This is a genomic window from Nocardia higoensis (assembly GCF_015477835.1).
GTDB classification, from domain to species: domain Bacteria; phylum Actinomycetota; class Actinomycetes; order Mycobacteriales; family Mycobacteriaceae; genus Nocardia; species Nocardia higoensis_A.
On sequence record NZ_JADLQN010000001.1, the window covers coordinates 1,319,184 to 1,341,775 of the forward strand.

Sequence of the window (22,592 nt, forward strand, 5' to 3'; positions counted from 1 at the left end):
ACCTCCCCGGCGCATCGCCCTTCACCCTATCGACCCCCTGGTCCCCTCAGAGTCCGGAGCCGGAGATCAAGGTGCGGCCGCCGTCGCGGGTGACGCTGATCCAGCGGCTCTCCCCCGCGACCGTGCCGTCGGTCTTGACGTAGGTCAGCGAGACCGTCGCGCGATCGGGACCGTCGGGGGTCACGCTGGTCACGCTCACCGAGCGGATCGAGGACCAGAACGACGCGTAGGAACCGTATCCGCCGGTCTGCGCCTGGTAGGCGGGCGAGAGCTGCGCCCACGCGCCCGCGATGTCGCCGGGCAGCATGGCGTAGTAGCCCTGGGCGAACTGCGCCGCGTCGCCCGCGGGCGCTGCCGTGGTGGTCGTCGGCGAGGGCGTGGTGGTCGGCACTGTGCTGGTGACCGACTCGGCCGAGTCCTCGTCGGTGGTCTCGTCCGACGGTGTGGTGGCCTCGGCGGAGGCCGGAAGCGAAGGGGGCGCGGCGGTTTCGTCGCCGCCGGTGTCGCGGGTGAGCAACAGGACCACAGCCAGAGCGAGCACGGCAACCACCGCGACGACCGCCAGCATCAGCGTCGGCTTGCGCTGCGTATCCGAGGTCGAGGCACCCGCGGCCGCCGGGGGCGCCGGCGGCGCCGGGGGGTCGTACCCGTCCGTCGCCGGAATCGGTGCTGCGGCCGGAGCGGGAGCGGGACGGGCTGGTGCCGGACGGGCGGGGGCCGGACGGGTGGTCGCGGGGAGCGACGGCGCCCCGGACAGAACCGCCGTGGCGTCGGAGCCCGGTGTGGGCAGGACCTTGGTGGCCATCGGCGGCCCCGGCAACCGGGGCGCGCGACCGGCCGCCACATCGGCGAGCGCACGCGCCGCTTCCCGCATGGTCGGCCGGGCCTGCGCGTCCACCGAGAGCAGGCTCATCAGCACCGGCGCGAGCGGTCCGGCATTGCGGGGCGGCGCCACCTCGCCGAGGGCGACGGCGTGCAGGATCGCCAGCGGATTGTCGCCCTCGCCGAACGGCGGCGACCCCTCCACCGCGGTGTAGAGCGTGGCGCCGAGGGCGAACACGTCCGAGCTGGGCAGCGGGTCCTCACCACGGGCCACTTCCGGTGCGAGATAGGCCGGCGTGCCCGCCAGCAGACCGGTCGCGGTGACCGTGACGTCGCCGACCGCACGGGAGATGCCGAAGTCGGTGAGCTTTACCGTGCCGTCGTCGGCCACCAGCAGGTTCGCCGGCTTCACATCACGGTGCATGATCCCCGCGTCGTGCGCCGCCGCCAACGCGGAGGCGGCCTGCGCCCCGATCTCGGCGACCTCCAGCGGCGGCAGGGTGTGCCCACCGGCGATCTTGAACGCCAGGCTCGGCGCATCCATGTACTCCATCACCAGCCACGGCTGGCCGTCCTCCTCGGCGACGTCGAAGACGGTGATGGCGTTGGGATGGTGCAGCCGCGCCGCGATCCGGCCCTCACGCATGGCGCGCCGCTTGGCCTCGGTCGCCTGGTCCGGTGTCAGCCCCGGGGTCAGCAGCAGCTGCTTGACGGCGACGACACGCTCCAGCCGCTCGTCGGTTGCCCGCCACACCACCCCCATCGCCCCGCTGCCTACCTTCTGGGTCAGCCGGTACCGTCCCGCGATCAACCGGTCCGCCGTCATCTGGTCGCGCCTTTCCTCACCCGAGCGTCCACCCGAAAGATCCATCCACCCCGCATCGGGTCTCAGGCGTTGAAGTACTTGGCCTCCGGGTGCAGCAGCACGAACGCGTCGGTCGACTGCTCGGGATGCAACTGCAGTTCCTCGGACAGCACCACCCCGATCCGCTCCGCTTCGAGCAGCTCGACCATCTTGGCGCGATCCTCGAGGTCCGGGCACGCGCCGTAGCCGAAGGAGTACCGCGCGCCACGGTAACCCAGCTTGAAGTACTCCTGCACGTCGTCGGGATCGGATTCGGCGATCGCGCGGCCGTCGACCACCAGTTCCTCACGCACCCGCCGGTGCCAGTACTCGGCCAGCGCCTCGGTGAGTTGCACACCGATGCCGTGGACTTCGAGGTAGTCGCGGTAGTTGTCGGCGGCGAACAGCTCGTTGGCGAAGTCGGCGATCGGCTGCCCCATCGTGACCAGCTGCAACGGCAGCACATCGACCTGCCCGGTGGCGCGCGCCCGCTCCCTGGACCGGATGAAGTCGGCGATGCACAGGAACCGGTCGCGCTGCTGGCGCGGGAAGGTGAACCGGAACCGTTGCGGCGCATCGGGTTCGGGTTCGGTGAGCACGATCACGTCGTCGCCCTCGGAGACCGCGGGGAAGTAGCCGTACACCACAGCCGCGTGCTGGAGCACACCCTCGGTGGACAGCCTGTCCAGCCAGGCGCGCAGCCGCGGACGACCTTCGGTCTCCACCAGTTCCTCGTAGGAGGGACCGTCGCCGCCGCGCTGCCCGCGCAGGCCCCACTGGCCCAGGAACAGCGCACGCTCGTCGATCAGGCCCGAATACTCCTGCAGGGCAAGCCCCTTCACCACCCGGGTACCCCAGAACGGCGGCACCGGCACCGGCAGGTCGGCGGCCACGTCGGATCGCTCCGGGACCACGACCGGCACCTCGGCGGCCTTGCGCTTCTCGGCGATGCGCTTGGAACGCTCGTGACGCGCCTTGCGTTCGGCGGCGCGCTCACGTTCGGCGACGGCTTCGGGACTGTCCGGATCCGGTCCCTCGCCGCGCTTACGCGCCATGATCTCGTCCATCAGCCGCAGTCCCTCGAAGGCGTCGCGCGCGTAGTGCACATCGCCCTCGTAGACCTCGGTGAGGTCGTTCTCGACGTAGGCACGGGTCAGCGCGGCACCGCCGAGCAGGACCGGGAATTGCTCGGCCACTCCCTTGGAGTTGAGCTCCTCCAGGTTCTCCTTCATCACCACGGTGGACTTCACCAGCAGACCGGACATACCGATCACGTCGGCCTTCTTGTCCACCGCGGCGTCGAGGATGGTGTTGATCGGCTGCTTGATGCCGAGATTGACCACCTCGTAGCCGTTGTTGGACAGGATGATGTCGACCAGGTTCTTACCGATGTCGTGCACATCGCCCTTGACGGTGGCCAGCACGATGCGGCCCTTGCCCGCGTCGTCGGTGGACTCCATGTGCGGTTCCAGATAGGCCACTGCGGTCTTCATCGCCTCGGCGGACTGCAGCACGAACGGCAGCTGCATCTGGCCGGAGCCGAACAGCTCGCCGACGGTCTTCATGCCCGACAGCAGGGTCTCGTTGATGATCCGCAGCGGCGGCACCTCGCGCATGGCTTCGTCGAGATCGGCGTCCATGCCCGCCTTCTCACCGTCGACGATGCGCCGCTCCAGACGTTCGAACAGCGGCAGCGCGGCCAGTTCCTCGGCCCGGGAGGCCTTGGACGAGGACGCCGACACACCTTCGAACAGCGCCATCAGCTTCTGCAGCGGGTCGTAGTCGGGAGTGCGCCGGTCGTAGACGAGGTCGAGCGCGATCTCGCGGTGTTCCTCGGGGATGCGGCTCATCGGCAGGATCTTGGAGGCGTGCACGATCGCCGAATCCAGACCGGCCTGCACGCACTCGTGCATGAACACCGAGTTCAGCACCTGCCGAGCGGCCGGATTGAGGCCGAAGGAGATATTGGACAGACCGAGCGTGGTCTGCACCCGCGGGTGTCGGCGCTTGAGCTCGCGGATCGCCTCGATCGTCTCGAGGCCGTCGCGGCGCGACTCCTCCTGGCCGGTACCCAGGGTGAAGGTGAGGGTGTCGATGATGATGTCGGCTTCGTCGAGCCCCCAGTTGCCCGTGATGTCGGCGATGAGCCGTTCGGCGATCTCGACTTTGTGCTCGGCGGTGCGCGCCTGACCGTTCTCGTCGATGGTCAGCGCGACCACCGCGGCGCCGTGCTCGGCGACCAGCGCCATGATCTGCTGGAACCGTGAGCCGGGCCCCGCGCCGTCCTCGTAGTTCACCGAGTTCACCGCGCAGCGGCCGCCCAGGTGCTCGAGGCCCGCCTGCAGCACGGCGGGCTCGGTGGAGTCCAGCATGATCGGCAGCGTGGAGGAGGTGGCCAGCCTGCTCGCCAGCTCGTCCATGTCCTGCGCGCCGTCGCGGCCGACGTAGTCGACGCACAGATCGAGCATGTGGGCGCCGTCGCGGGTCTGGTCCTTGGCGATGTCGAGGCACTTCTGCCAGTCCTGGGCCAGCATCGCCTCGCGGAAGGCCTTGGAACCGTTGGCGTTGGTCCGCTCGCCGATCATCAGGATCGAGGCGTCCTGCTCGAACGGCACCGCGGTGTACATGCTCGACACCGCGGGCTCGTGTTCGGGCGAACGACGCCGCTCGGGCGCGGGCAGCGTGGTCTCGACCTCGCGCACCGCCTCGGCCACCTGCCGGATGTGCTCGGGGGTGGTGCCGCAGCAGCCGCCCACCATCGCCAGGCCGAACTCGGAGACGAACCCGCTCAGGGCCAGCGCCAGCTCCTCGGCGGTCAGCGGGTACTCGGCGCCGGACGCTCCGAGGACCGGCAGACCGGCGTTGGGCATCACCGACACCGGCACCCGGGCGTGCCGCGACAGGTGGCGCAGGTGCTCGCTCATCTCGTCGGGGCCGGTCGCGCAGTTCAAGCCGATCATGTCGATGCCCAGCGGCTCGAGCGCGGTGAGCGCGGCGCCGATCTCGCTGCCGACCAGCATGGTGCCGGTGGTCTCCACGGTCACGTGCGTGATGATCGGGATGCGCCGACCGGCCTGCGCCATCGCGCGCCTGCTGCCGGTGACGGCCGCCTTCACCTGCAGCAGGTCCTGGCAGGTCTCGATGAGGATGGCGTCGGCGCCGCCGTCGAGCATGCCGAGCGCGGACTCGGCGTAGGCGTCGCGCAGAGCGGCGTAGGGGGCGTGGCCCAGAGTCGGCAGCTTGGTGCCCGGCCCCATCGACCCGAGGACGTAGCGGGGGGTGCCGTCGGCGCTCGGCCCCATCTCGTCGGCGACCTCGCGGGCCAGGCGGGTACCGCGCTCGGACAGATCGCGGATGCGATCGGCGATGTCGTAGTCGCCGAGGTTGGACAGGTTGCAGCCGAAGGTGTTGGTCTCGACCGCGTCGGCGCCCGCCTCGAAGTAGGCACGATGGATGCCGCGCAGTACGTCCGGCCGGGTCTCGTTGAGAATTTCGTTGCAGCCTTCCAGGCCACGGAAGTCGTCGAGGGTGAGATCGGCGGCCTGCAACATCGTGCCCATCGCACCGTCGCCGATGACGACACGCCGACGGAGCGTATCGAGGAGGGTGGTATCGAACCCGGCGGAATCGGACACAGACATGGGTACAAGCCTAGTGGGCCCCTCCGACAGCCGGGCGCCGGTATCGTGGCAGCGGCTCACGCGTGTGCCCGGCTACCGTTTCGCTGCCCACGGCAAGCGGTAATCGGCACCACAGTCGCTGCGAGTAAGCCGTAGGCTCGGCAGGGTGAACCCCAGTGATACCTCCGATTCGGAATTGCCGACGTTGCGGGATCCGGTCCTGATCGCCGCTTTCGAGGGCTGGAACGATGCCGGTGACGCGGCCAGTGGTGCGGTGGAGCATCTGGAACTGATCTGGGACGCCGAGCCGCTGGCCGAGTTGGACTCCGAGGACTACTACGACTACCAGGTGAACCGGCCGACGGTTCGCCAGGTGGACGGCGTGACGAGGGAGATCCAGTGGCCCGCGACGAGCCTGTCGGTGTGCTCGCCGCCGGGCAGCGACCGCGACGTGGTCCTGCTGCGGGGCATCGAACCGAACATGCGCTGGCGGAGTTTCTGCGGCGAACTCCTCGAGTTCGTCGAACAACTGGGCGTGCAGACCGTGGTGATCCTCGGCGCGTTGCTGGCCGACACCCCGCACACCCGTCCCGTCCCGGTGACCGGCTCCGCCTACAGCAGCGAAGCCGCGGAGCGCTTCAACCTCGAGCAGACCCGCTACGAGGGACCGACCGGTATCACCGGAGTGCTGCAGGATCAGTGCGTGAAGGCGGGCGTGCCCGCGGTGTCGTTCTGGGCGGCGGTTCCGCACTACGTCTCGCAGCCGCCGAACCCCAAGGCGACGATCGCGCTGCTGCACCGGGTCGAGGACGTGCTCGACATCGAGGTGCCGCTGGGCGAATTGCCCAAGCAGGCCGAGGAGTGGGAGTCGGCCGTCAGCGAGATGACCGAGGGCGACGAGGAGATCACCGAGTACGTGCGCTCGCTCGAGGAGCGCGGGGACGCGGCCGTCGACATGAAGGAGGCCATCGCCAAGATCGACGGTGACGCGATCGCGGCGGAGTTCGAGAAGTACCTGCGCAGGCGGGGGCCGGGCAGCTTCGGGTTGTGACCCGACGCCGGACGGTCGCAGGGTGATCGCCGGACGGTCGCAGGGTGATCGCCGGACGGTCGCAGGGTGATCGCCGTGAGGTCGCCGACACGGGTTCTCCGTCGGCGGCTCCGGCTGTCACCGGGCGATTTTCGGGGAGGGTCTACTCGGCCGCGACAGATGCCGTCCGGTCGGTTCGGTGATCGGCGGGCAACGCGGGCGATCGGCCGTTCCAGCCGGCCATCGGCTCGCACACCGCGGAACCGCCCGGCGCGCCGGAACTCCGCGGCGCGTCGTCGATGGTCCACACCCGGGCCGCCGCGTCCTGCGCCAGTTTCGCGATCAGGATGTCGCGCGGGATCGTCTGCCCGGCAAGGTGGTCCAGTGAGGGCACGACGACGTGATGAGCGTCCGCCCGGCGCAGTTCCTGGGTCAGTTCGACGAAAGCCGTGCCGTCGCCCCCGGTCTCCTCGTGGAACGTCGCCGCGAAACACAGACCCTCCTCGCGCGCGAGGGAGCTCATCTTCGCCTCGAGTTCCTCGTGGTGCCCTTCGGCGAGATCGTCACGCACGTATCCGTAGATCAACGCTTCCACCCGAACCTCCGTTGGATTGGGGCCGTTGTCACCGATATCAGTTCGTTCACCGATCCGGCATTCCCCCCGCGGTCCTGCTGCGGGGCAATGCGATCGGACGGGGTTCGCGGCCTTGCAGCTGTACTTGCATCTGTACGACCGGCAACCTGTCCGTTCCTCTTTCAGAATGACTGACGCCAAACTGCGAATGCAGGTGTCAACCCGGGGACATCTGCGTGCCCTATCCGGTGCACCAGAGGTTAACTGGTGCGATACTACAGACGTGACCGCGAGTGAGGAACGACCCGTGTGGGCTGTCCGGATGCGCTCTGAACGTGACGCGAGGGGGTGGTCCCAGGCCGACGCCGTCCGCGCGATGAGAGCGAAGACATCGCACAACCTACCGACCGACTCGACCCTCCTACGCAATTGGCGCCGTTGGGAATCGGGCGAATCACGCCCCGACGACTTCTACGCACCGATCATCGCCGCCACCTTCGACACCGTGACGGCGGCGTTCTTCCCCAAGGCCAGACCGAATCGCGACGACGAACTGTTGTCGGCAACGGGTATGGACACGCTCGAATTCATCGGCAGGCTACGGATGTCGGACGTCTCGGCGTCCACCCTGGACGCCATCCGCATCACCGCCGAGCGGCTGTGCTGCGAATACTCCTATGCCGACCCGTATCAGCTGCACGCCGAGGGCACCGCCTGGCTGCGGCGCATCACCTCCTTGCTCGACGGCAGGCTCACCCTGGCCCAGCATCGCGAGATCCTCGTCATGGCCGGCTGGGTGGCGCTGCTGGTCGGCTGCGTCGACTACGACCTGGGCAGGCGCAGCTCGGCGGAGGCCACCCGGCGCGCGGCCTGGTCGCTCGGCCAGGAGGCCGACAACCCGGAGATCAGCGGCTGGGCGGCGGAGATGGCGGCCTGGTTCGCGTTGACGCAGGGTAACTACCGGGGTGCTGTCGAGGCGGTCGACGCGGTCCTGGAGGACACCCGACATATCGGCGTCGGCGTGCAACTGGCCGCCCAGCGGGCCAAGGCGTTCGCCCGGCTCGGGGATGTCGGCGAGGTCGACAAGTCCCTCGGCATCGGCCGAGCGATCCTGGACAGCCTCGACCATCCGGCGAATCTGGACAACCATTTCGTGGTCGATCCGCAGAAGTTCGACTTCTACGCCATGGACTGCTGCCGGGCGTCCGGGCAGGACCGGCTCGCCGAACGCTATGCGCGCCAGGTGATCCTGGAATCCACGCAGGCCGACGGCACGGTGTTCAATCCGATGCGGGTGTCGGAGGCGCACCTGACGCTGTCGGTGGTCGCGGTGCGCGACCGCGATCTGGAGCGTTCGGTCGACGAGGGCATGAAGGCGTTCGCGTGCAAGCGCCGTTCGCTGCCCTCACTGATGTGGATCGCCGGCGAGGCGGCCAGGGAGATGACCGAGCACTACCCCGGCGACCCGCGCACGAAGTCCTACCTCGATCAGTTGCGGGCGATCTCCGCCGACGCGTGAGGCGCGTCCTCCGCCTCGGCCCGGACACCCCGGCCCGGATACCTCGGCACCGCCCAATCGGTGTCCGGGCCGCCTCCGCGGCGAACCTCTCGTCATCGGAGTCGGCCACGCCGAACGCCCGCGGGTGATGTCGGCGGCGATCGCCCCGCTACTACTCTGTTGCCGGTGACCGACTCCGATGACCGGCCCGGCGGCCCCGACGATCAACCCGGCGGCGCCGACGATCGGGCCGGCGGCGCCGACAATCAGCCTGACGGCGACGAGGATCGGCGGCTTCGCCTGTTCGCTTTCACGACGGCGGACCGGCGCGCGGACTACCTGCGAGTGTTGCGCGCCTTCGACAGCGCCCGCGCCGCGTATGTGGTGTTGCTGCACGCCGACGAGGTCACCGAATGGGTGCTCGGGTCGGGCGGCGGCGAGCTGACCGCCGCCGAGGCCGCGCCGCTGTTGGATCAGCTGCACCGGTGGAATGTGCTGGAGCGCAGCTACGACGGCACCCGCGCGGCGACCCTGGCCGAGTACCGCAACCGGCATTTCGTCTATCAGTTCACCCAGCCGGGATACCAGGCCTACCGCGCGGTCGCCGATGTGCTGGACGCGCGCGGTGAGGAGGCTTCGCTCTCGCGGCTGGTGTTGCCGGAACTGCTCGCCGACCTGGGCGCGCTCGCCGAAGCCAATCGCGCCGGGGACGCCGAGCGCGTCTACCGGACTCTGCGCAGGCTCGACACGACGCTGTCGGATCTGGCCGGGCGCGCCGCGCACTTCTATCTGTCGCTGGGCGACCTGCTGCGCACCACCGAGGTCACCCCGGAATCGTTTCTGGCGCACAAGGACACGCTGCTGGCTCACATGCGCGAATTCGGCATGGATCTGGCCCGTTTCGCGCCGCGACTGGCAGAGGGCATCGCCGCGATCGAGGAGACCGGCGTCGAGACGATGCTCGAGCGAGCGGCGCGCTGCGACGAGCGGGTGCTGCTGTCGCGGGCCGATCGCGAGGCCGACTGGCGGGCACGCTGGCAGGGCCTGCGTGGCTGGTTCGTGCTCTCGGCCGACGGCCCCCGGGACGGCTTCGGCGCGGGGACCGAGGCCGAGCGGTTGCGCGAGGCCACCATGAGCGCCATCGCCGCGGTGCTGGCATTGCTGCGGCGCGTGACCGAGGCCAGGCGCGGCGGGGTGAGCCGCGAATCGGCACTGCGGCATCTGGCCGCCTGGTTCACCGCCGCACCGACCGCCGAGAGCGCGCACGCGCTCTTCGACGCGGTCTTCGGCTTGGGCCGCCCCCGTCATCTGGCGATGGAGCATCCCGACGCCGACCTGGTGCCTTCGAGCCGGTCCTGGTGGGAGGCGCCGCCGCTGGAGATCTCGCGCACGCTCGCCGAGACCGGCCGCCCGCCCGGCGCGGCGGCACCGGGCCGCATCCAGCGAGACCAGGCGAGCGTGCGCCGATTGCGGGAGACACAGCTGGCCACCCAGCGCGCTCGCGCCGAGGCGGCGCGTTCACTGGCGGGCGCGGATGTGCACGGGCGGGTTCTCGACGAGCGCGAGACCGAGATGCTGCTGCGCCTGCTGGACGCGGCGTCAACGGCCTGGGTGCCGGTCAGCGGCCGGGTCGCGGGCAGCTCCGGCAGCGACAGCGGCGTCACCCTCACCGTGTCCGAGCATCCGGAACCGACGGTGGTGCGTACCGCGCGCGGTCTACTGCACCTGAACAACCGCAGACTCGAGGTGCGCGCCGCAACCACCCGGCCCGGCGGGGAGCCACGGTGATCCACGCCCAGCGCATCGACCCGCTCGAACTCGACAGCTATCAGCGAGCCGCCCGGCTCGTCCTGGCCCATCACCTGGTGACCCGCGACTACCCCGACCGGGCCGCACTGTCCCAGATCCGCCGCTGGGCCACCGAACTGCGCGAGGATCTCGCCGCCTTGTTCGGCTACCGCCTCGAGGTCACCGAGACCACCGCCCGGCTGTTCCCGGTCGTGGACGCCCTCGATCCGGGCAGGCCCGCGCGCACCGTCAACGACCGGGTCTTCGATCGCCGCCGCTACACCTATCTGGCGCTGGCCCTGGCCGCCCTCGGCCGAGCGGGGGAACAGGTCACACTCTCCGAGCTCGCCGAGCAGGTGGTGGCCTACACCGGGCAGATCGACGGGCTGGAACTGTCCCCCGACCGCGCCGCGGACCGGGATGCCTTCGTGGACGCGGTCGGCTGGCTCGCCGCGCGCGGGGCGCTCACCCTGGCCGACGGTGACGCCGGTGGCTGGGCCGCCGACCCGGAGGCGGGCGAGGCGCTCTACGACATCGACCGCGCGGTGGTCTTCGCGCTCTTCCGCCCGTCGCGCGCGCTGCAACATCTGGACAGCGTGGCGGGGCTCCTCGGCGAGGACACGGTACCCGCAGGCGAGGACCGGGTGGTGGATCCGGCTGCGACAGCGCGCGAGATCCGGCGGGCGGTGGTCGAACGGCCGGTCGTCTACACCGCCGATCTCACCAGCCCGCAACGGGCGGTGCTCGCGCGGGACTCGGTGACCGCCGAGGTGACCGCGTTCACCGGGCTGCGAGTGGAGCGACGGGCCGAGGGCGTCGCGTTGATCGACACCTCCGGACGGCTCTCGGATGTGCGGTTCCCCGGCGCGGGCACCCTCGCGCAGGTGGCGCTGCTGCTGATCACCGAGATCGCCGATCTGGTCCTCGATATCGACGATCCGCTGCCCCGCAGGCCACTGGGACCGGATCCGGCACGGGATCTGCTCGCCGGGTTGGACAGCGCGATTCCCGAAGCCACCGTCTTCGCGCCGATGATCGACGGCACCGTGCCGGCGGATCCCTTCGACGGCTCGGGGCGGGCGGACCGGATTCCCGACGAGGACGGCGACCGCGGTGCCGGGCCGGAACCCGGCACCTATCCGTTCGTCGGCATGGAACGACTGCGGGCGATCGTCGGCGTGCTCACCGAGCGCTACGGCTCCACCTTCGCCGCTCACTGGCTCACCGATGTGCCCGGCCTGACCGCCGAGGCGCTCGACCTGCTGCGGCGTCTGCGCCTGGTGCACCCGGTAGCCGACGGTGTGTTGGTGCTGCCCGCACTGGCGCGTTATCGGGGCGCGGTGGTGTCGGTGCGCGCCCGGCGCGCCGAGGAATTGTTCGTCAGCGCCGCCGATGTCGGCGCGAGCGGTCCGGAAGGGATCTGACATGTCGGTCATCCACGGCGGTGTGCGTTTCGTCCCGACCAGGGCCGGAATCATCAATCTGTGGGACTACCGCGACCAGGAGTTCTGCTTCGCCGACGGCAGGCTGGTGTTGCGCGGCCCGAACGGTTCGGGCAAGACCAAGGCGCTCGAGGTGCTGTTCCCGTTCGTCCTCGACGGGCGCATCGAGCCGCGACGGTTGAATCCGTTCGCGGGCGAGGAACGCACCATGAAATCGAATCTGCTGTATCGCAAACAGGATTCGGCCTACTCGTATGTGTGGATGGAGTTCGCGCGCGGGCACCGGGACGATCCGGAGGTCGTCACCGTCGGCATCGGCATGCGCGCGACCCGTTCCTCGGACAAGGTGACCCGCTGGTACTTCGTGGCCGACGGCCGGGTGGGCGTCGATTTCTCCCTGCTGGGCCCCGAGGACCGTCCGCTGACCCGCAAGCAGCTGGCCGAAGAGATCGGCGCCGACAGCATCGTGGATCGTCCGGTGGAATACCGGGCCGCCATCGATGCCCGCATGTTCGGTCTGGGCGTCCAACGCTACGACCAGTTGATCAACCTGATCCTCACCCTGCGCCGCCCGCAGCTGGCCAAGAACCTCGACCCGCGCGGCCTGTCGCAGGCGCTGACCGGCGGCCTGCGTCCGCTCGACGACCAGCTGATCCTCGACGCGGCCCGCTCCTTCAGCGATATGGAGGAGGTCGGGCGCACCTTGACCGGACTCGTTCACGCCGACACCGCCACCCGCGCCTTCGTCGACGTCTATCGCAGGTATCTGGCGGTGCAGGCCAGGACCGAGGTCGAGCAGGTCGGCGCGCGGCTGGACGCGGTGACCCACGCGAGCACCGCCCTGTTCGCGGCGACCGAGCTGCGCCGCCGCCGCGAAGCCGAACGCGCCGCCGCCGAGATCCGCGCCGAGGACGCCGACCGCGAATACGAGCAGGCCCGCACCGATCGCGAAGCGCTGCAACGTTCCGGCGCCTACGAAGGCAAACAGCAACTCGACGACCTCGCCGACGCGGTCCGCCGACTGGAGAGTTCGGCGGCGGTGCACCGCGACAAAGCGGTGGCCGCGCAGAAGACGGTCGACCAGCGCGCCCAGGAAGCCGAACGGACCCGCGCCGCCGTCCGCGAATCGGTCGAAGCCCGCGTCCTCGCCGAGGACCGCACCCGCGCCGCCGCCGAGGAAGCCGGCATCGTCTGGATCGCCCCCGAACAGGCCCGCGGCGAGGCGCTCACCGCCGCGGTCCGCGCCCGTTCCGAGGAACGCGACGCCGACCTGCGGGCCGCCCGGGCCGCCCGCACCCGGCTCGAAGCCGCCCGCGCCGAACGCGATCGTGCCGAACGCCTCACCCACCGCACCACCACCGCCCGCGACAGCGCCGCCGCCGATCTCGCCCGCGCCGAAGCCGAGGTCGAACTCGCCCGCACCCGTCACGCCGCCGCGGTGCGCGACTGGCAGGCCGAGCACCGCGAGCTCTACGCACCCCTGGGCCCCGGCCTGGTCGATGCCCTGATCTCTTCCTCGACCGGTTCCGACGACGCACCCTCGCCCGCCGAACTCCTGGCCGAGCGAACCGCCCCGCTGTCGGAGGAGCTGCGGGAGCGCCGCCTCGCCGCCCGCGCCCGCGCGGCGGCCGCCGATTCCGGGCTCGCCGCCCTCATCGGCGAATCCGACCGTCTGCGCGCCGAACTCGACTCCTCCCCCACACCCGCCGCCCCGATGACCGGCGTACCCGGCCGCACCGGCGCACCCCTGTGGCGGCTGATCCGGTTCGGCGACAACGTCACCGAAGAAGCCGCGGCCGGTATCGAAGCCGCCCTCGAAGCGGTCGGCATCCTCCACGCGCGGGTCGGCGGCGCGGGTGCCGCACCGGCTCGGTCCGGCTCCGCGGCGGCCGCCATCGCACATATCGACACGGACATCCGCCCGCCACACCACTGCGCACCAACCATCGGCAACCAGGGCGCTCCCGCGACCGTGGGCAAGACCGGAAACCGGCTTCCCGGCGAAGGTTTCGCACCTGCGGCCGACGTCGGGCCGGCGGGCTCGCCGCACGGCGACAGTGACCGGTCCGGCCGCGGCGCGCACGAGGCGGTCACTGCCGGAGCGCACGTCGTTCTCCCGCTTCCACCGGAACGCCGCCCGGCTACACCGACACTCGCCGACGCGCTCCGGGTCGAACAGGATTGTGCGGATCTGGGCGTCGATCGAGAGGTCGTCGCCGATCTGCTCGCCTCCATCGCGCTGCTCGAGAACACCGAGACGTCCGGACAGATCGCGCCCACCGAGCCGGATCCGCGGGCGACCGTCGACCAGGACCACACAGCTCTGACGGTCGACACGAACGGCGGCTACCGGCACGGTGTCCGGCTGGGCAGGGCGAGCAAGGCACGGGCCGAGTTCATCGGTGCGGCGGCGCGCGCCCGGCGCAGGCAGGAACGGCTGGACGCGCTCGACGCCGAGTGCGCGACGGTGCGTCAGCAGGCGCAGCAGGCGCGAGCGGAGATGGAGCGAGCCGAGGCCGGGCTGGCGGAACTGACCGCGGCGGCCAAGGCGTTGCCCCGGCCGACGGCGGTGACCACGGCTTTGCGGGCGGTCGCGGAGGCGGCGGGCGGATTGCGGTCGGGCACCGAGGCCGCGGCCCAGGCCGAGCGCGAACTCGACCAGGCTGTCGCCGAGGTGACGGCGCAGGAGAAGAAGCTGCGGGCGATCGCCGCCGAGCACGCCACGCCGCACGAGGCCGCCGAGCTGGACGCGCTCGCCGCCGCCATCCGGCATTTCGAGAACACCGGTGCGGGGCTGGCCCGGTTGCGGCTCGAGCACGAGCGAGCGCTGGAGCGCGAGCGGGAAGGTGTCGATCGGTACGACGAGGCGGTGGCGCTGGCCGAGGCGTTCGCCGAGGAAGCCGAGGCGGCGCGGGCCGGGCTGGAGGAACAGCAGCGCAAGCTGGCCACGCTGCGCGACGCGCTGGGTGCGGGCGCGGCCGAGATCGACGCGGAACTCGAGCGCGCCGCGCGGCGCATCGATGCCTGCCGGGCCGCGCAGAAGTCCGCGCGCACGGCCGCCAACGCCGCCATCGCGGCGGTCGGCGACGCCGAGGCCGCCTACCGCACCGCGCACGAAGCACTGGGTACCGCGCTGACCGAAGTCATGGCCCAGGTCCGGGCCCTCGCGCCCTACGCACAGCCGGATCTGCTCGCCCTGCTCGGTGCGGATCCGGGCTTGCGCTGGCCGAGCAGCGCGGCCGCCTGGTCGACCCCGGACCAGGTGCTCTATCGCATCGCCCAGGCGGGACCGGATGCAAACGCGCAGATCCTGCCTGTCGAGGTCGCCGAACTGTTCGAGGCGCTGTCGGCGGCGACCGACCGCGTGCGGGCCGGGGAGGCCGCCCGCAAATCCACGCGCAGCGCGGTCACCGCGGCGTTGCAGGAGTTCGATGCCGCGCTCGCCGCGTCCGGGCGCGACTACCGATTGCGCTGGGACGCCGCCGACGGGCTGACCATCGTGCAGGTGCAGGACGAGCACGGGCTGTGTCCGCTGGCGGATTTCGCCGCGCGCGTCGCGAGCGCGCGCAGCGATCAGGAGCTGCTGCTCACCGACTCCGAGCGCCGTATCCTGGAGGACGCCCTGCTGACCGGGTTGGCCCAGCAGATCCACGAACGCACCCGCGATGCCCGCGAACTCATCGCGAAGATGGGTGCGGAGATGAAGAAGCGCCGGATGTCCTCGGGCAACACCATCGGGGTGCATTGGCTGCTGGCCGACGACCTGTCCGACAGCGCGCGGACGATGTGCAAGCTGCTCGATCGCGAGACCGCCGCGCTCGAACCGGCGGATCTGGCCGCGATCCGGGCACATTTCGCCGCCGAGATCCGCGCCGCGCGCGCCGCCCACCCGGAGCGGTCCTACCCGGAGATCCTCGCCACCACCCTGGACTACCGGCGTTGGCGGGTCTTCTCGTTCAGTTTGATCGGTGCCGACGGCAGCGAGGACAAGCTGACCGTCGCCCGGCACAGCGCACTCTCCGGCGGTGAGCAGTCGGTCTCACTGCACCTGCCGTTGTTCGCCGCCGCGCACGTGATGCTGGACTCGGCCGATCCGCAGGCGCCGCGCCTGCTGGCGCTCGACGAGGCCTTCGCCGGCGTGGACGACAACGGGCGCAGCGAATTGCTCGGCCTGAGCGTGCAATTCGACCTCGATCTGTTCATGACCGGCTACGACCTGTGGATCACCTACCCACACGTTCCCGGCTGCGCACACTACGACCTGGCCCATTCCGCCGCCGAGCACACCGTCAGCGCCACCTTGCTGGTGTGGGACAGCGGGGATCTGCTCGCCGAACACGACGGGACCGATCTCACCTCGGCGCTCGGTTCCCCCGACCGCCGTAGGGTTCCGGCGGGCATCGACGGAGGGCTGCCGCTCGACGACATGCCCGGCGCCGCTGTGCCGGTTCCCTGATCGGCCGGGCCGCTGGTCATCGCCTCGGCGCCACTCGTCGGTCCGGCGGGAACGCCTGCCGACCGTGTACGCCGGGCACGGCGCCTGCGCGTGTCGTCCGAATGCGGTGGCGCCTACCCGCGCCGGGGCGGCAGGGGCGCCCTCAACGCGCGCTCGCGTCGGGCAGCATGGCCGGGCACGGCGCGCCGGGCAGGGTGGCCAGCTCGAAATGCCACCATTCGTTGAGGAACGTGCGACACAGCCCCCAGCGGTTGCCGTTGGCCTCGAGCCACTGCGCGCCGGCCTGCGGGCCGACATCGATCGCCCGGCCGGCGACATGGGTGGATTCCTCCGGTGGGAGAACCCAGCGCCTGGCCTCGTCGGGGCTGCCGTAGGTAGCCACCCCGTCCTCCCACATCGCCTGTTGTTCGGCGGGCGTGCGGTAGCCGGAGGTGATCGACAGCGGCACGCCCTCGGCACCGGCGGCATCGGCGGCCATGGTGTAGGCCAGCGCCAGCAGCGGGTCGAGGCCCTCGGTGCCCGCCGCCGAACCGAGTCCTTCCGCGATGTCGCCGGGTGTCGCCGTCGCGGTGGCTGTACCGAGGGCGCCGCCGAGGACGACGACCGGGGCGGCCACCGCCGCCAGAACGACTCTCCTACCGAGCGAACGAGTCCGAAGCATGACGACGATGGTAACGGCGAGCCACCGCCTGACCCCGACGCGTGATCAGGGCAACACGCGAGATGCGAAGCATCCCGTGAGTGGCGTGTCGGCTGTCACGAACAGCCAGGTGGGTCATGGGCATCCGCCCCGCGTGGTGGAAATCGCGCTGTCCACAAAGTTATCCAGTGCTGTGGATCACAACTCGCACCTTCGGCTACCGATCACCGGCGCTCGATCCGCTCGGCCTATCCGGTGGAACCGGCACGAATCACCGCAGGGCAGCGCGCTGTTCGGTCGCGCGTGGGCGACACTGTTCGACATGGCCGACGACCAGATCGTAGACGTGACCATCACCGCCGACGACGCCGAATGGCTGGCCGCGTTCGCCCGCGGCCTCGTGACGGATCGACTCGCCGCCTGCGGCAACATCATCCCCGGCGTCCGGTCGATCTTCCGATGGAAGGGCGAGATCGACGACGAGGCGGAGAACCTGCTCGTCCTGCACACCCGGGCGTCGCTGGTGCCGAAGATCATCGAACGCGCCGACGCCGAGCACCCCTATGACACACCCCAGGTGCTCGCGCTCCCGGTGTCCGCCGCGCACCCGGGCTACCTGCGCTGGGTCCTCGACGAGACCGCCCACTGAGCCGGGTCCGCTACCCGCCTCCCCGTAAATACGTCGAGCCCGACGGCCGGAGGGAGTCTCCCCGGCCATCGGGGCTCAGCGACGAGCGCCGGTCGATGCCCGGCCACGGGACCATCATCCCCGGATGCTCCCACCGGCCGAACCCGTCCGGATAGAACGGATCGAACCTGTCGTCGATCACCTTCCCGCGGAACCGGTTCCGCGGGACCCACCGACTCCTCGAACCGGAATGCCCGGCGCCGGTACACCTGACATCCCGACCTACAGAGTGCCTTGCCGAACCCGCTTGCCGCTGCGGCGAATCGAGGGACATCCCGATGTCCGCACGGCGCCGGAGGTGTCGGTCAGACCCGCTCCGCCGACCGGGTGCGCACCCGCAGCGCGATCGGCTTCTGGGTTTCGGCGAAGAAGTCGTTGCCCTTGTCGTCGACGACGATGAACGCGGGGAAATCCTCGACCTCGATCTTCCAGACCGCTTCCATGCCGAGTTCGGGGTACTCGAGCACCTCCACGTTCTTGATGCAGTCCAGCGCCAGGCGCGCGGCCGGGCCGCCGATGGAACCGAGGTAGAAGCCGCCGTGTTCCTTGCACGCCTTGGTCACCTGCGCCGAGCGGTTGCCCTTGGCCAGCATGACAAACGAGCCGCCCGCTGCCTGGAACTGGTCGACATAGGAGTCCATACGACCGGCGGTGGTCGGGCCGAACGAACCGGAGGCGTACCCCTCGGGCGTCTTGGCCGGACCGGCGTAGTAGACGGCCATCTCGCGCAGGTACTCCGGCATCGGCTCACCGGCGTCCAGCCGTTCCTTGATCTTGGCGTGCGCGATGTCGCGGGCCACCACGAGCGGGCCGGTCAGCGAGAGACGGGTCTTCACCGGGTATTTCGACAACTCGGCGCGGATCTCCGACATCGGCCGGTTCAGGTCGATCTTCACCACGTCGCCGCCGAGGATCTCCTCGGTGTGCTCGGGCAGGTACTGCGCGGGGTCGCGCTCGAGCTGCTCGAGGAACACGCCTTCGGGAGTGATCTTGGCCAGCGCCTGGCGGTCTGCCGAGCAGGACACCGCGATCGCGACCGGGCAGCTGGCGCCGTGCCGGGGCAGGCGGACCACGCGCACGTCGTGGCAGAAGTACTTGCCGCCGAACTGCGCGCCGATGCCGAAGGACTGGGTCAGCTTGAAGACCTCTTCCTCCAGCTCGAGATCACGGAAGCCGTGCGCGGCCATGGAACCCTCGGTGGGCAGGTGGTCCAGGTAGTGCGCCGAGGCGTACTTGGCCGTCTTGAGCGCGAATTCGGCGCTGGTGCCGCCGATCACGACGGCCAGGTGGTACGGCGGGCAGGCGGCGGTGCCCAGCGAGCGGATCTTCTCGTCCAGGAACTGCAGCATCCGCTCGGGATTCAGGATCGCCTTGGTCTCCTGGTACAGGAAGGACTTGTTCGCCGAACCGCCGCCCTTGGCCATGTACAGGAACTTGTAGGACGGCTGCGCGGCGTCGCCGGAGGTGGAGTACAGCTCGATCTGCGCGGGCAGGTTGGTGCCGGTGTTCTTCTCGTCCCACATATTGATCGGGGCGAGCTGGGAGTAGCGCAGGTTCAGCTTGGTGTAGGCGTCGTACACGCCGCGGCTGATCCACTCGGCATCATCGGCTCCGGTGAGCACGCCCTCGGACTTCTTGCCCATGACGATGGCGGTGCCGGTGTCCTGGCACATGGGCAGGATGCCGCCCGCGGAGATGTTGACGTTCTTGAGCAGGTCGAGCGCGACGAAGCGGTCGTTGCCCGAGGACTCCGGATCGTCGATGATCCGGCGCAGCTGGGCCAGGTGAGCCGGGCGCAGGTAGTGGCTGATGTCGTGCATCGCCTCGGCGGTCAGCATCCGCAGCACTTCGGGCTCCACCTGCAGGAAGGTGCGGCCGTTGTGTTCGAACGTGCTCACGCCCTCGGTGGTCAGCAGCCGATACGGCGTGTCGTCGGCGCCGATCGGCAACAGATCTGAATAGCGGAATTCCGGGGCGGTCACGGATCGCACTCCTTCGAGGTGGGACGGCGGCTCGCGCACAGGCGTCCGGCTCGGCTCGAGGTACGCCGGACCCGAGCCGGGCTGGTCTCGAGCGCTCACGAGCGTATCCGCGACCGGGAACCACCCTCTGGTTAGGCAAGCCTTTGTAGACTGCACGCGGTTGCACGGGTAACCGCAGAGTGCTAACTCTCGTCTGAGGCGCGCGCCACCCGTGACGGTTTGTACCCGACGACGCGTCGAAGTGTGGAGGCAGTGCCGTGAGCGAACCCCCGTGGCTCGACGAACTGGAGATGCGCGCGTGGCTGGGCTTCGTCCGGACCCGCGACACCATCGCCGCGGCCGTCGGCCGCGACTCGGTGCGCGACTCCGATCTCACCTTCGTGGAGTACTCGGTGCTGGCCTATCTCGCCCAGTCCGAGGACAACCGTCTGACCTTCGCCGATCTGGCCGCCAAGCTGGAGTGGTCGCAGAGCAGGCTCTCGCATCAGATCACCCGGATGAGCAAGCGCGGCCTGGTCGAGCGGGAGTCGATCCCCACCGACGCCAGGCGCACGGCGGCGCGCCTCACCGGCTTCGGCGAGCGGGTGCTCGCGGCCGCCGCGCCCGCGCACGTCCGCAGCGTGCGCAGGCACATCATCGATGTCCTCGACCAGGAGCAGCTCGCGGCACTGGCCGACATCTACGACACACTGCTCGCCCACCACCGCAAGCCGCCCATGCCCGACCAAGCCCCCGCATCCGGGCACACCACGCGAGATACGCCTACGACCTGACGCCGTCTGCTCCGGGGCGCCGCGGTGCCTCGGCAACCGTCTGGAACCAGGCGTTCATCGACGGGCTCTTTCCTGGTTCTCCGGCCACCAGCACCGAACCATGTGCGCCAAGTCGTCGGTCAGCGTGTCGAGCAGGCGTCGCCCCTCGTCGGCATCGGCACCGTCCGGGTCGCCGAGCACACCGTTCTCGCTCACCGCGCGCACGCCGCCCGCGCGCAGCAGCGGCAGGATCTCGCGCAACGGCCGGGTGTCACCGCGTTCGGCGCGGTCGAGGCGTACCCGCCCCGGATCCAGCGCCAGCTGCAGCGCGGTCTCGGCCCGCCCGGCGTGCGGGTCGCCCGCCCACACAGGCAGATGCACCCGCACGTCACGTGACTCCGAGCGCAGCAGCGTCTCGGCGCGACGCAGCGATTCGAGATTGCCGCCGTGGCCGCTGACGATCAGCAGCCGGTCGAAGGTGTCGGTGGCCGACCGGCACAGCTCGACGATCACCAGCTCGAGCGCGCGCTGCCCGATCGACAGGGTGCCGGGGAAGCCGGCGTGCTCGCCGCTCGAGCCGTAGGGCAGCGCGGGGGCGATCAGGACGTCCGGCCGCCGCTTCGCCAGCTCCGCGCACAGCGCCACGGCGATATCGGTGTCGGTCGACAACGGCAGATGCGGCCCGTGCTGCTCGGTCGCCCCGACAGGTATGGCGAGGATCACTCCGGCGGCGGAGTATGAGCCCGCCTCCGGAGACGTGAGATCAGCCATCATGCGCCAGACATTAACGTCACTCACTGACATAATCAATGTTTCAGCCGCTGACATAATCGAGGGGTGACGACCACCCGTCCGGGCCGCCCGCGCGGTACCTCCAAGCGTGATCTCGAGCTCATCGCGATGCGCCTGTTCAGTGAGCAAGGCTTCGACCACACCACCGTCGAGCACATCGCCGCGGCCGCAGGCATCAGCGGCCGAACCTTCTTCCGCTACTTCCCCAGCAAAGCCGAAGTCCTCTGGCACCAGTTCGACGCCGAAGTCGACGCCCTGCGCGCGGCTTTCGCGACCGTACCCGCGGATGTGCCCCTGATGACGGCGGTGCGCGAGGTGGTGGTGCAGGCCAACACCTATCGCGCCGAGGACGTCGAGGAGCTGCGCACCCGCATGCATCTGATCGCCTCGGTGCCCGCCTTGTCGGCCACCGCGGGTCCGCATTACGACGCCTGGGAACGCGCGGTCGGCGATTTCGCCGCGCGCAGGCTCGGCGAACCGGCGGACGCGCTGTTGCCGATGGCGGTCGGCCGGACCACTCTGGCCGCGGCCCGCGCGGCCTTCGACGCCTGGCTGCGTCAGGCCGATGCCGACCTGACCGTGTATCTGGATCGGGCCCTGTCGGCACTGGAGCGCGGTTTCGCTGTCGGCGGACGAGATCCACACGAGCAAACCCCAGGTTTGGGCGCCGATCGCGGTGGGGTATGACTAGGCTCGTGCTCGGCTACGTCCGTGCGCACGTGATCTCCGATGTCGTTTGTCGTCGAAAGGGGCTGGAGCATCCATGTCCGAGGTATCCATGAGCCTTTCGGCGGACTCACTTCCCGAGGGCCCGGTCGACAACCTGTTGCCCCAGCTCGTCGAACATCTGCGGCAGAACCGCACCGCTCTGCGCGAGGAGTGGGCAAGGCGCATCACCGACGCCCAGTTGCTCACGGCGATGACCCCGGAGGAGATCTTCTCCGAGGCGACCTCGATCTACGACAACTACGTCGAAGTTCTCGAGACCGGTAGCGTCGAAGCGCTGCAGGCCTACGCTCGCGATCTGTCCGAACGCCTCATCCCCCGAGGCGTCGAGACCGACGAAGTGCTCGGCATCGTGCTGCTGCTGCGCGACGTGCTGGCCCGCTCGCTGTTCGAGAAGTACCAGTCGAACTTCAAGTTGCTCAACTACGCACTCGACGCCTACGAGCCCGCGGCCAACCGCATCGCCAGCATCGTGGCCATCTCGTTCGTGCAGGAGCGCGAGCGCGTCATCCGCCAGCAGCAGGAAGCCATCCGGGAGCTGTCCACCCCGGTCCTGCAGGTTCGCGAACAGCTGCTCATCCTGCCCATCATCGGCGTACTCGACAGCCAGCGCGCCCGCCAGCTCACCGAGCAACTCCTGCGCGCCATCCGCGCCAACCGCGCCAAGGTCGTCGTCATCGACATCACCGGCGTGCCCACCATCGACTCCACCGTCGCCAACCACCTCGTCCAGACCGTCGACGCCTCCGGACTCATGGGCGCGAGCGTCATCATCACCGGCCTGTCCTCCGAGATCGCCCTCACCCTGGTCACCATCGGCCTGGACCTGTCGAAGATGAACGCCGTCGGCGACCTCCAGGGCGGCATCGAAGAAGCCGAGCGCCTGCTCGGCTACGAAGTGACCCGCGTGTCCATCGAGCGAGACGGGCGCTGAGCGG

The 22,592-nt window shown here is 70.1% G+C and carries 15 protein-coding genes; 9 read left to right on the forward strand and 6 right to left on the reverse strand.

The features are described 5' to 3' along the window. Nucleotides 1-46 precede the first annotated feature (46 nt). Both IU449_RS05870 and metH read right to left on the reverse strand, forming a co-directional pair. Nucleotides 47-1,648: a serine/threonine-protein kinase gene (locus IU449_RS05870; RefSeq protein ID WP_195000902.1), complete on the reverse strand. Its 1,602-nt coding sequence runs from the start codon at nucleotides 1,646-1,648 to the stop codon at nucleotides 47-49. Between the two features lie 62 nt (nucleotides 1,649-1,710). Further along, nucleotides 1,711-5,307 (reverse strand): methionine synthase, encoded by a 3,597-nt coding sequence (metH, locus tag IU449_RS05875; RefSeq protein ID WP_195000903.1) that lies wholly within the window; start codon nucleotides 5,305-5,307, stop codon nucleotides 1,711-1,713. 145 nt (nucleotides 5,308-5,452) lie between these two features. Here metH and IU449_RS05880 point away from each other — a divergent pair, with 145 nt between their 5' ends. Next, the gene (locus IU449_RS05880) at nucleotides 5,453-6,337 is read left to right on the forward strand and encodes a PAC2 family protein (protein WP_157101566.1); all 885 of its coding nucleotides are present in this window, start codon (nucleotides 5,453-5,455) and stop codon (nucleotides 6,335-6,337) included. Nucleotides 6,338-6,479: 142 nt separating this feature from the next. Here the strand turns inward: IU449_RS05880 and IU449_RS05885 are convergent, their stop codons facing one another. Continuing rightward, the gene (locus IU449_RS05885; RefSeq protein WP_228803731.1) at nucleotides 6,480-6,911 is read right to left on the reverse strand and encodes a hypothetical protein; all 432 of its coding nucleotides are present in this window, start codon (nucleotides 6,909-6,911) and stop codon (nucleotides 6,480-6,482) included. 355 nt (nucleotides 6,912-7,266) lie between these two features. Here IU449_RS05885 and IU449_RS05890 point away from each other — a divergent pair, with 355 nt between their 5' ends. The 4 genes from IU449_RS05890 (at nucleotide 7,267) to IU449_RS05905 (ending at nucleotide 16,074) form a co-directional block, all read left to right on the forward strand. After that, nucleotides 7,267-8,409: an XRE family transcriptional regulator gene (locus IU449_RS05890; RefSeq protein WP_228803733.1), complete on the forward strand. Its 1,143-nt coding sequence runs from the start codon at nucleotides 7,267-7,269 to the stop codon at nucleotides 8,407-8,409. A gap of 279 nt (nucleotides 8,410-8,688) precedes the next feature. Continuing rightward, nucleotides 8,689-10,176, forward strand: a complete 1,488-nt coding sequence (locus IU449_RS05895; RefSeq protein ID WP_228804180.1) for a TIGR02677 family protein — start codon at nucleotides 8,689-8,691, stop codon at nucleotides 10,174-10,176. Beyond that, entirely contained in the window at nucleotides 10,176-11,600 is a 1,425-nt protein-coding gene (locus IU449_RS05900) for a DUF2398 family protein (protein ID WP_195002344.1), read from the forward strand. Before IU449_RS05895 ends, IU449_RS05900 begins: the two co-directional genes overlap by 1 nt. 1 nt (nucleotide 11,601) lies before the next feature. After that, a complete protein-coding gene (locus tag IU449_RS05905; protein ID WP_195000906.1) occupies nucleotides 11,602-16,074 on the forward strand; it encodes an SbcC/MukB-like Walker B domain-containing protein in 4,473 nt (1,490 codons plus the stop codon). 142 nt (nucleotides 16,075-16,216) lie between these two features. Here the strand turns inward: IU449_RS05905 and IU449_RS05910 are convergent, their stop codons facing one another. Further along, entirely contained in the window at nucleotides 16,217-16,735 is a 519-nt protein-coding gene (locus IU449_RS05910; protein WP_195000907.1) for a M15 family metallopeptidase, read from the reverse strand. Nucleotides 16,736-17,036: 301 nt separating this feature from the next. Between IU449_RS05910 and cutA the strand changes: the two genes are divergently transcribed. Then, nucleotides 17,037-17,363 (forward strand): divalent-cation tolerance protein CutA, encoded by a 327-nt coding sequence (cutA, locus tag IU449_RS05915; protein WP_195000908.1) that lies wholly within the window; start codon nucleotides 17,037-17,039, stop codon nucleotides 17,361-17,363. 344 nt (nucleotides 17,364-17,707) lie between these two features. Here cutA and IU449_RS05920 read toward each other — a convergent pair whose 3' ends face one another. Beyond that, entirely contained in the window at nucleotides 17,708-19,384 is a 1,677-nt protein-coding gene (locus tag IU449_RS05920; protein WP_195000909.1) for a fumarate hydratase, read from the reverse strand. A 257-nt stretch (nucleotides 19,385-19,641) separates the two neighbouring features. On the opposite strand from IU449_RS05920, the gene IU449_RS05925 reads away from it, so the two are divergent. Beyond that, nucleotides 19,642-20,157 (forward strand): MarR family winged helix-turn-helix transcriptional regulator, encoded by a 516-nt coding sequence (locus tag IU449_RS05925; protein ID WP_195000910.1) that lies wholly within the window; start codon nucleotides 19,642-19,644, stop codon nucleotides 20,155-20,157. A 54-nt stretch (nucleotides 20,158-20,211) separates the two neighbouring features. Here IU449_RS05925 and mftE read toward each other — a convergent pair whose 3' ends face one another. Next, nucleotides 20,212-20,910 carry a mycofactocin biosynthesis peptidyl-dipeptidase MftE gene (mftE, locus tag IU449_RS05930; RefSeq protein ID WP_195000911.1) on the reverse strand — a complete coding sequence of 233 codons (699 nt, stop codon included), beginning with the start codon at nucleotides 20,908-20,910 and terminating at the stop codon, nucleotides 20,212-20,214. Nucleotides 20,911-20,973: 63 nt separating this feature from the next. On the opposite strand from mftE, the gene mftR reads away from it, so the two are divergent. Together mftR and IU449_RS05940 are read left to right on the forward strand one after the other, a co-directional pair. Beyond that, nucleotides 20,974-21,615: a mycofactocin system transcriptional regulator gene (gene mftR / locus IU449_RS05935; protein WP_195000912.1), complete on the forward strand. Its 642-nt coding sequence runs from the start codon at nucleotides 20,974-20,976 to the stop codon at nucleotides 21,613-21,615. Nucleotides 21,616-21,691: 76 nt separating this feature from the next. After that, nucleotides 21,692-22,588 (forward strand): STAS domain-containing protein, encoded by an 897-nt coding sequence (locus IU449_RS05940; protein ID WP_195000913.1) that lies wholly within the window; start codon nucleotides 21,692-21,694, stop codon nucleotides 22,586-22,588. Nucleotides 22,589-22,592: the final 4 nt, after the last annotated feature.

Coding starts and splice junctions, on each gene's coding strand:
- IU449_RS05870 (WP_195000902.1), bottom strand. CDS start 1,648: ATGACGGCGGACCGGTTGATCGCGGGACGGTACCGGCTGACCCAGAAG.
- metH (WP_195000903.1), bottom strand. CDS start 5,307: ATGTCTGTGTCCGATTCCGCCGGGTTCGATACCACCCTCCTCGATACG.
- IU449_RS05890 (WP_228803733.1), top strand. CDS start 7,267: ATGAGAGCGAAGACATCGCACAACCTACCGACCGACTCGACCCTCCTA.
- IU449_RS05905 (WP_195000906.1), top strand. CDS start 11,602: ATGTCGGTCATCCACGGCGGTGTGCGTTTCGTCCCGACCAGGGCCGGA.
- IU449_RS05910 (WP_195000907.1), bottom strand. CDS start 16,735: ATGCTTCGGACTCGTTCGCTCGGTAGGAGAGTCGTTCTGGCGGCGGTG.
- cutA (WP_195000908.1), top strand. CDS start 17,037: ATGGCCGACGACCAGATCGTAGACGTGACCATCACCGCCGACGACGCC.
- mftE (WP_195000911.1), bottom strand. CDS start 20,910: ATGATGGCTGATCTCACGTCTCCGGAGGCGGGCTCATACTCCGCCGCC.
- IU449_RS05940 (WP_195000913.1), top strand. CDS start 21,692: ATGTCCGAGGTATCCATGAGCCTTTCGGCGGACTCACTTCCCGAGGGC.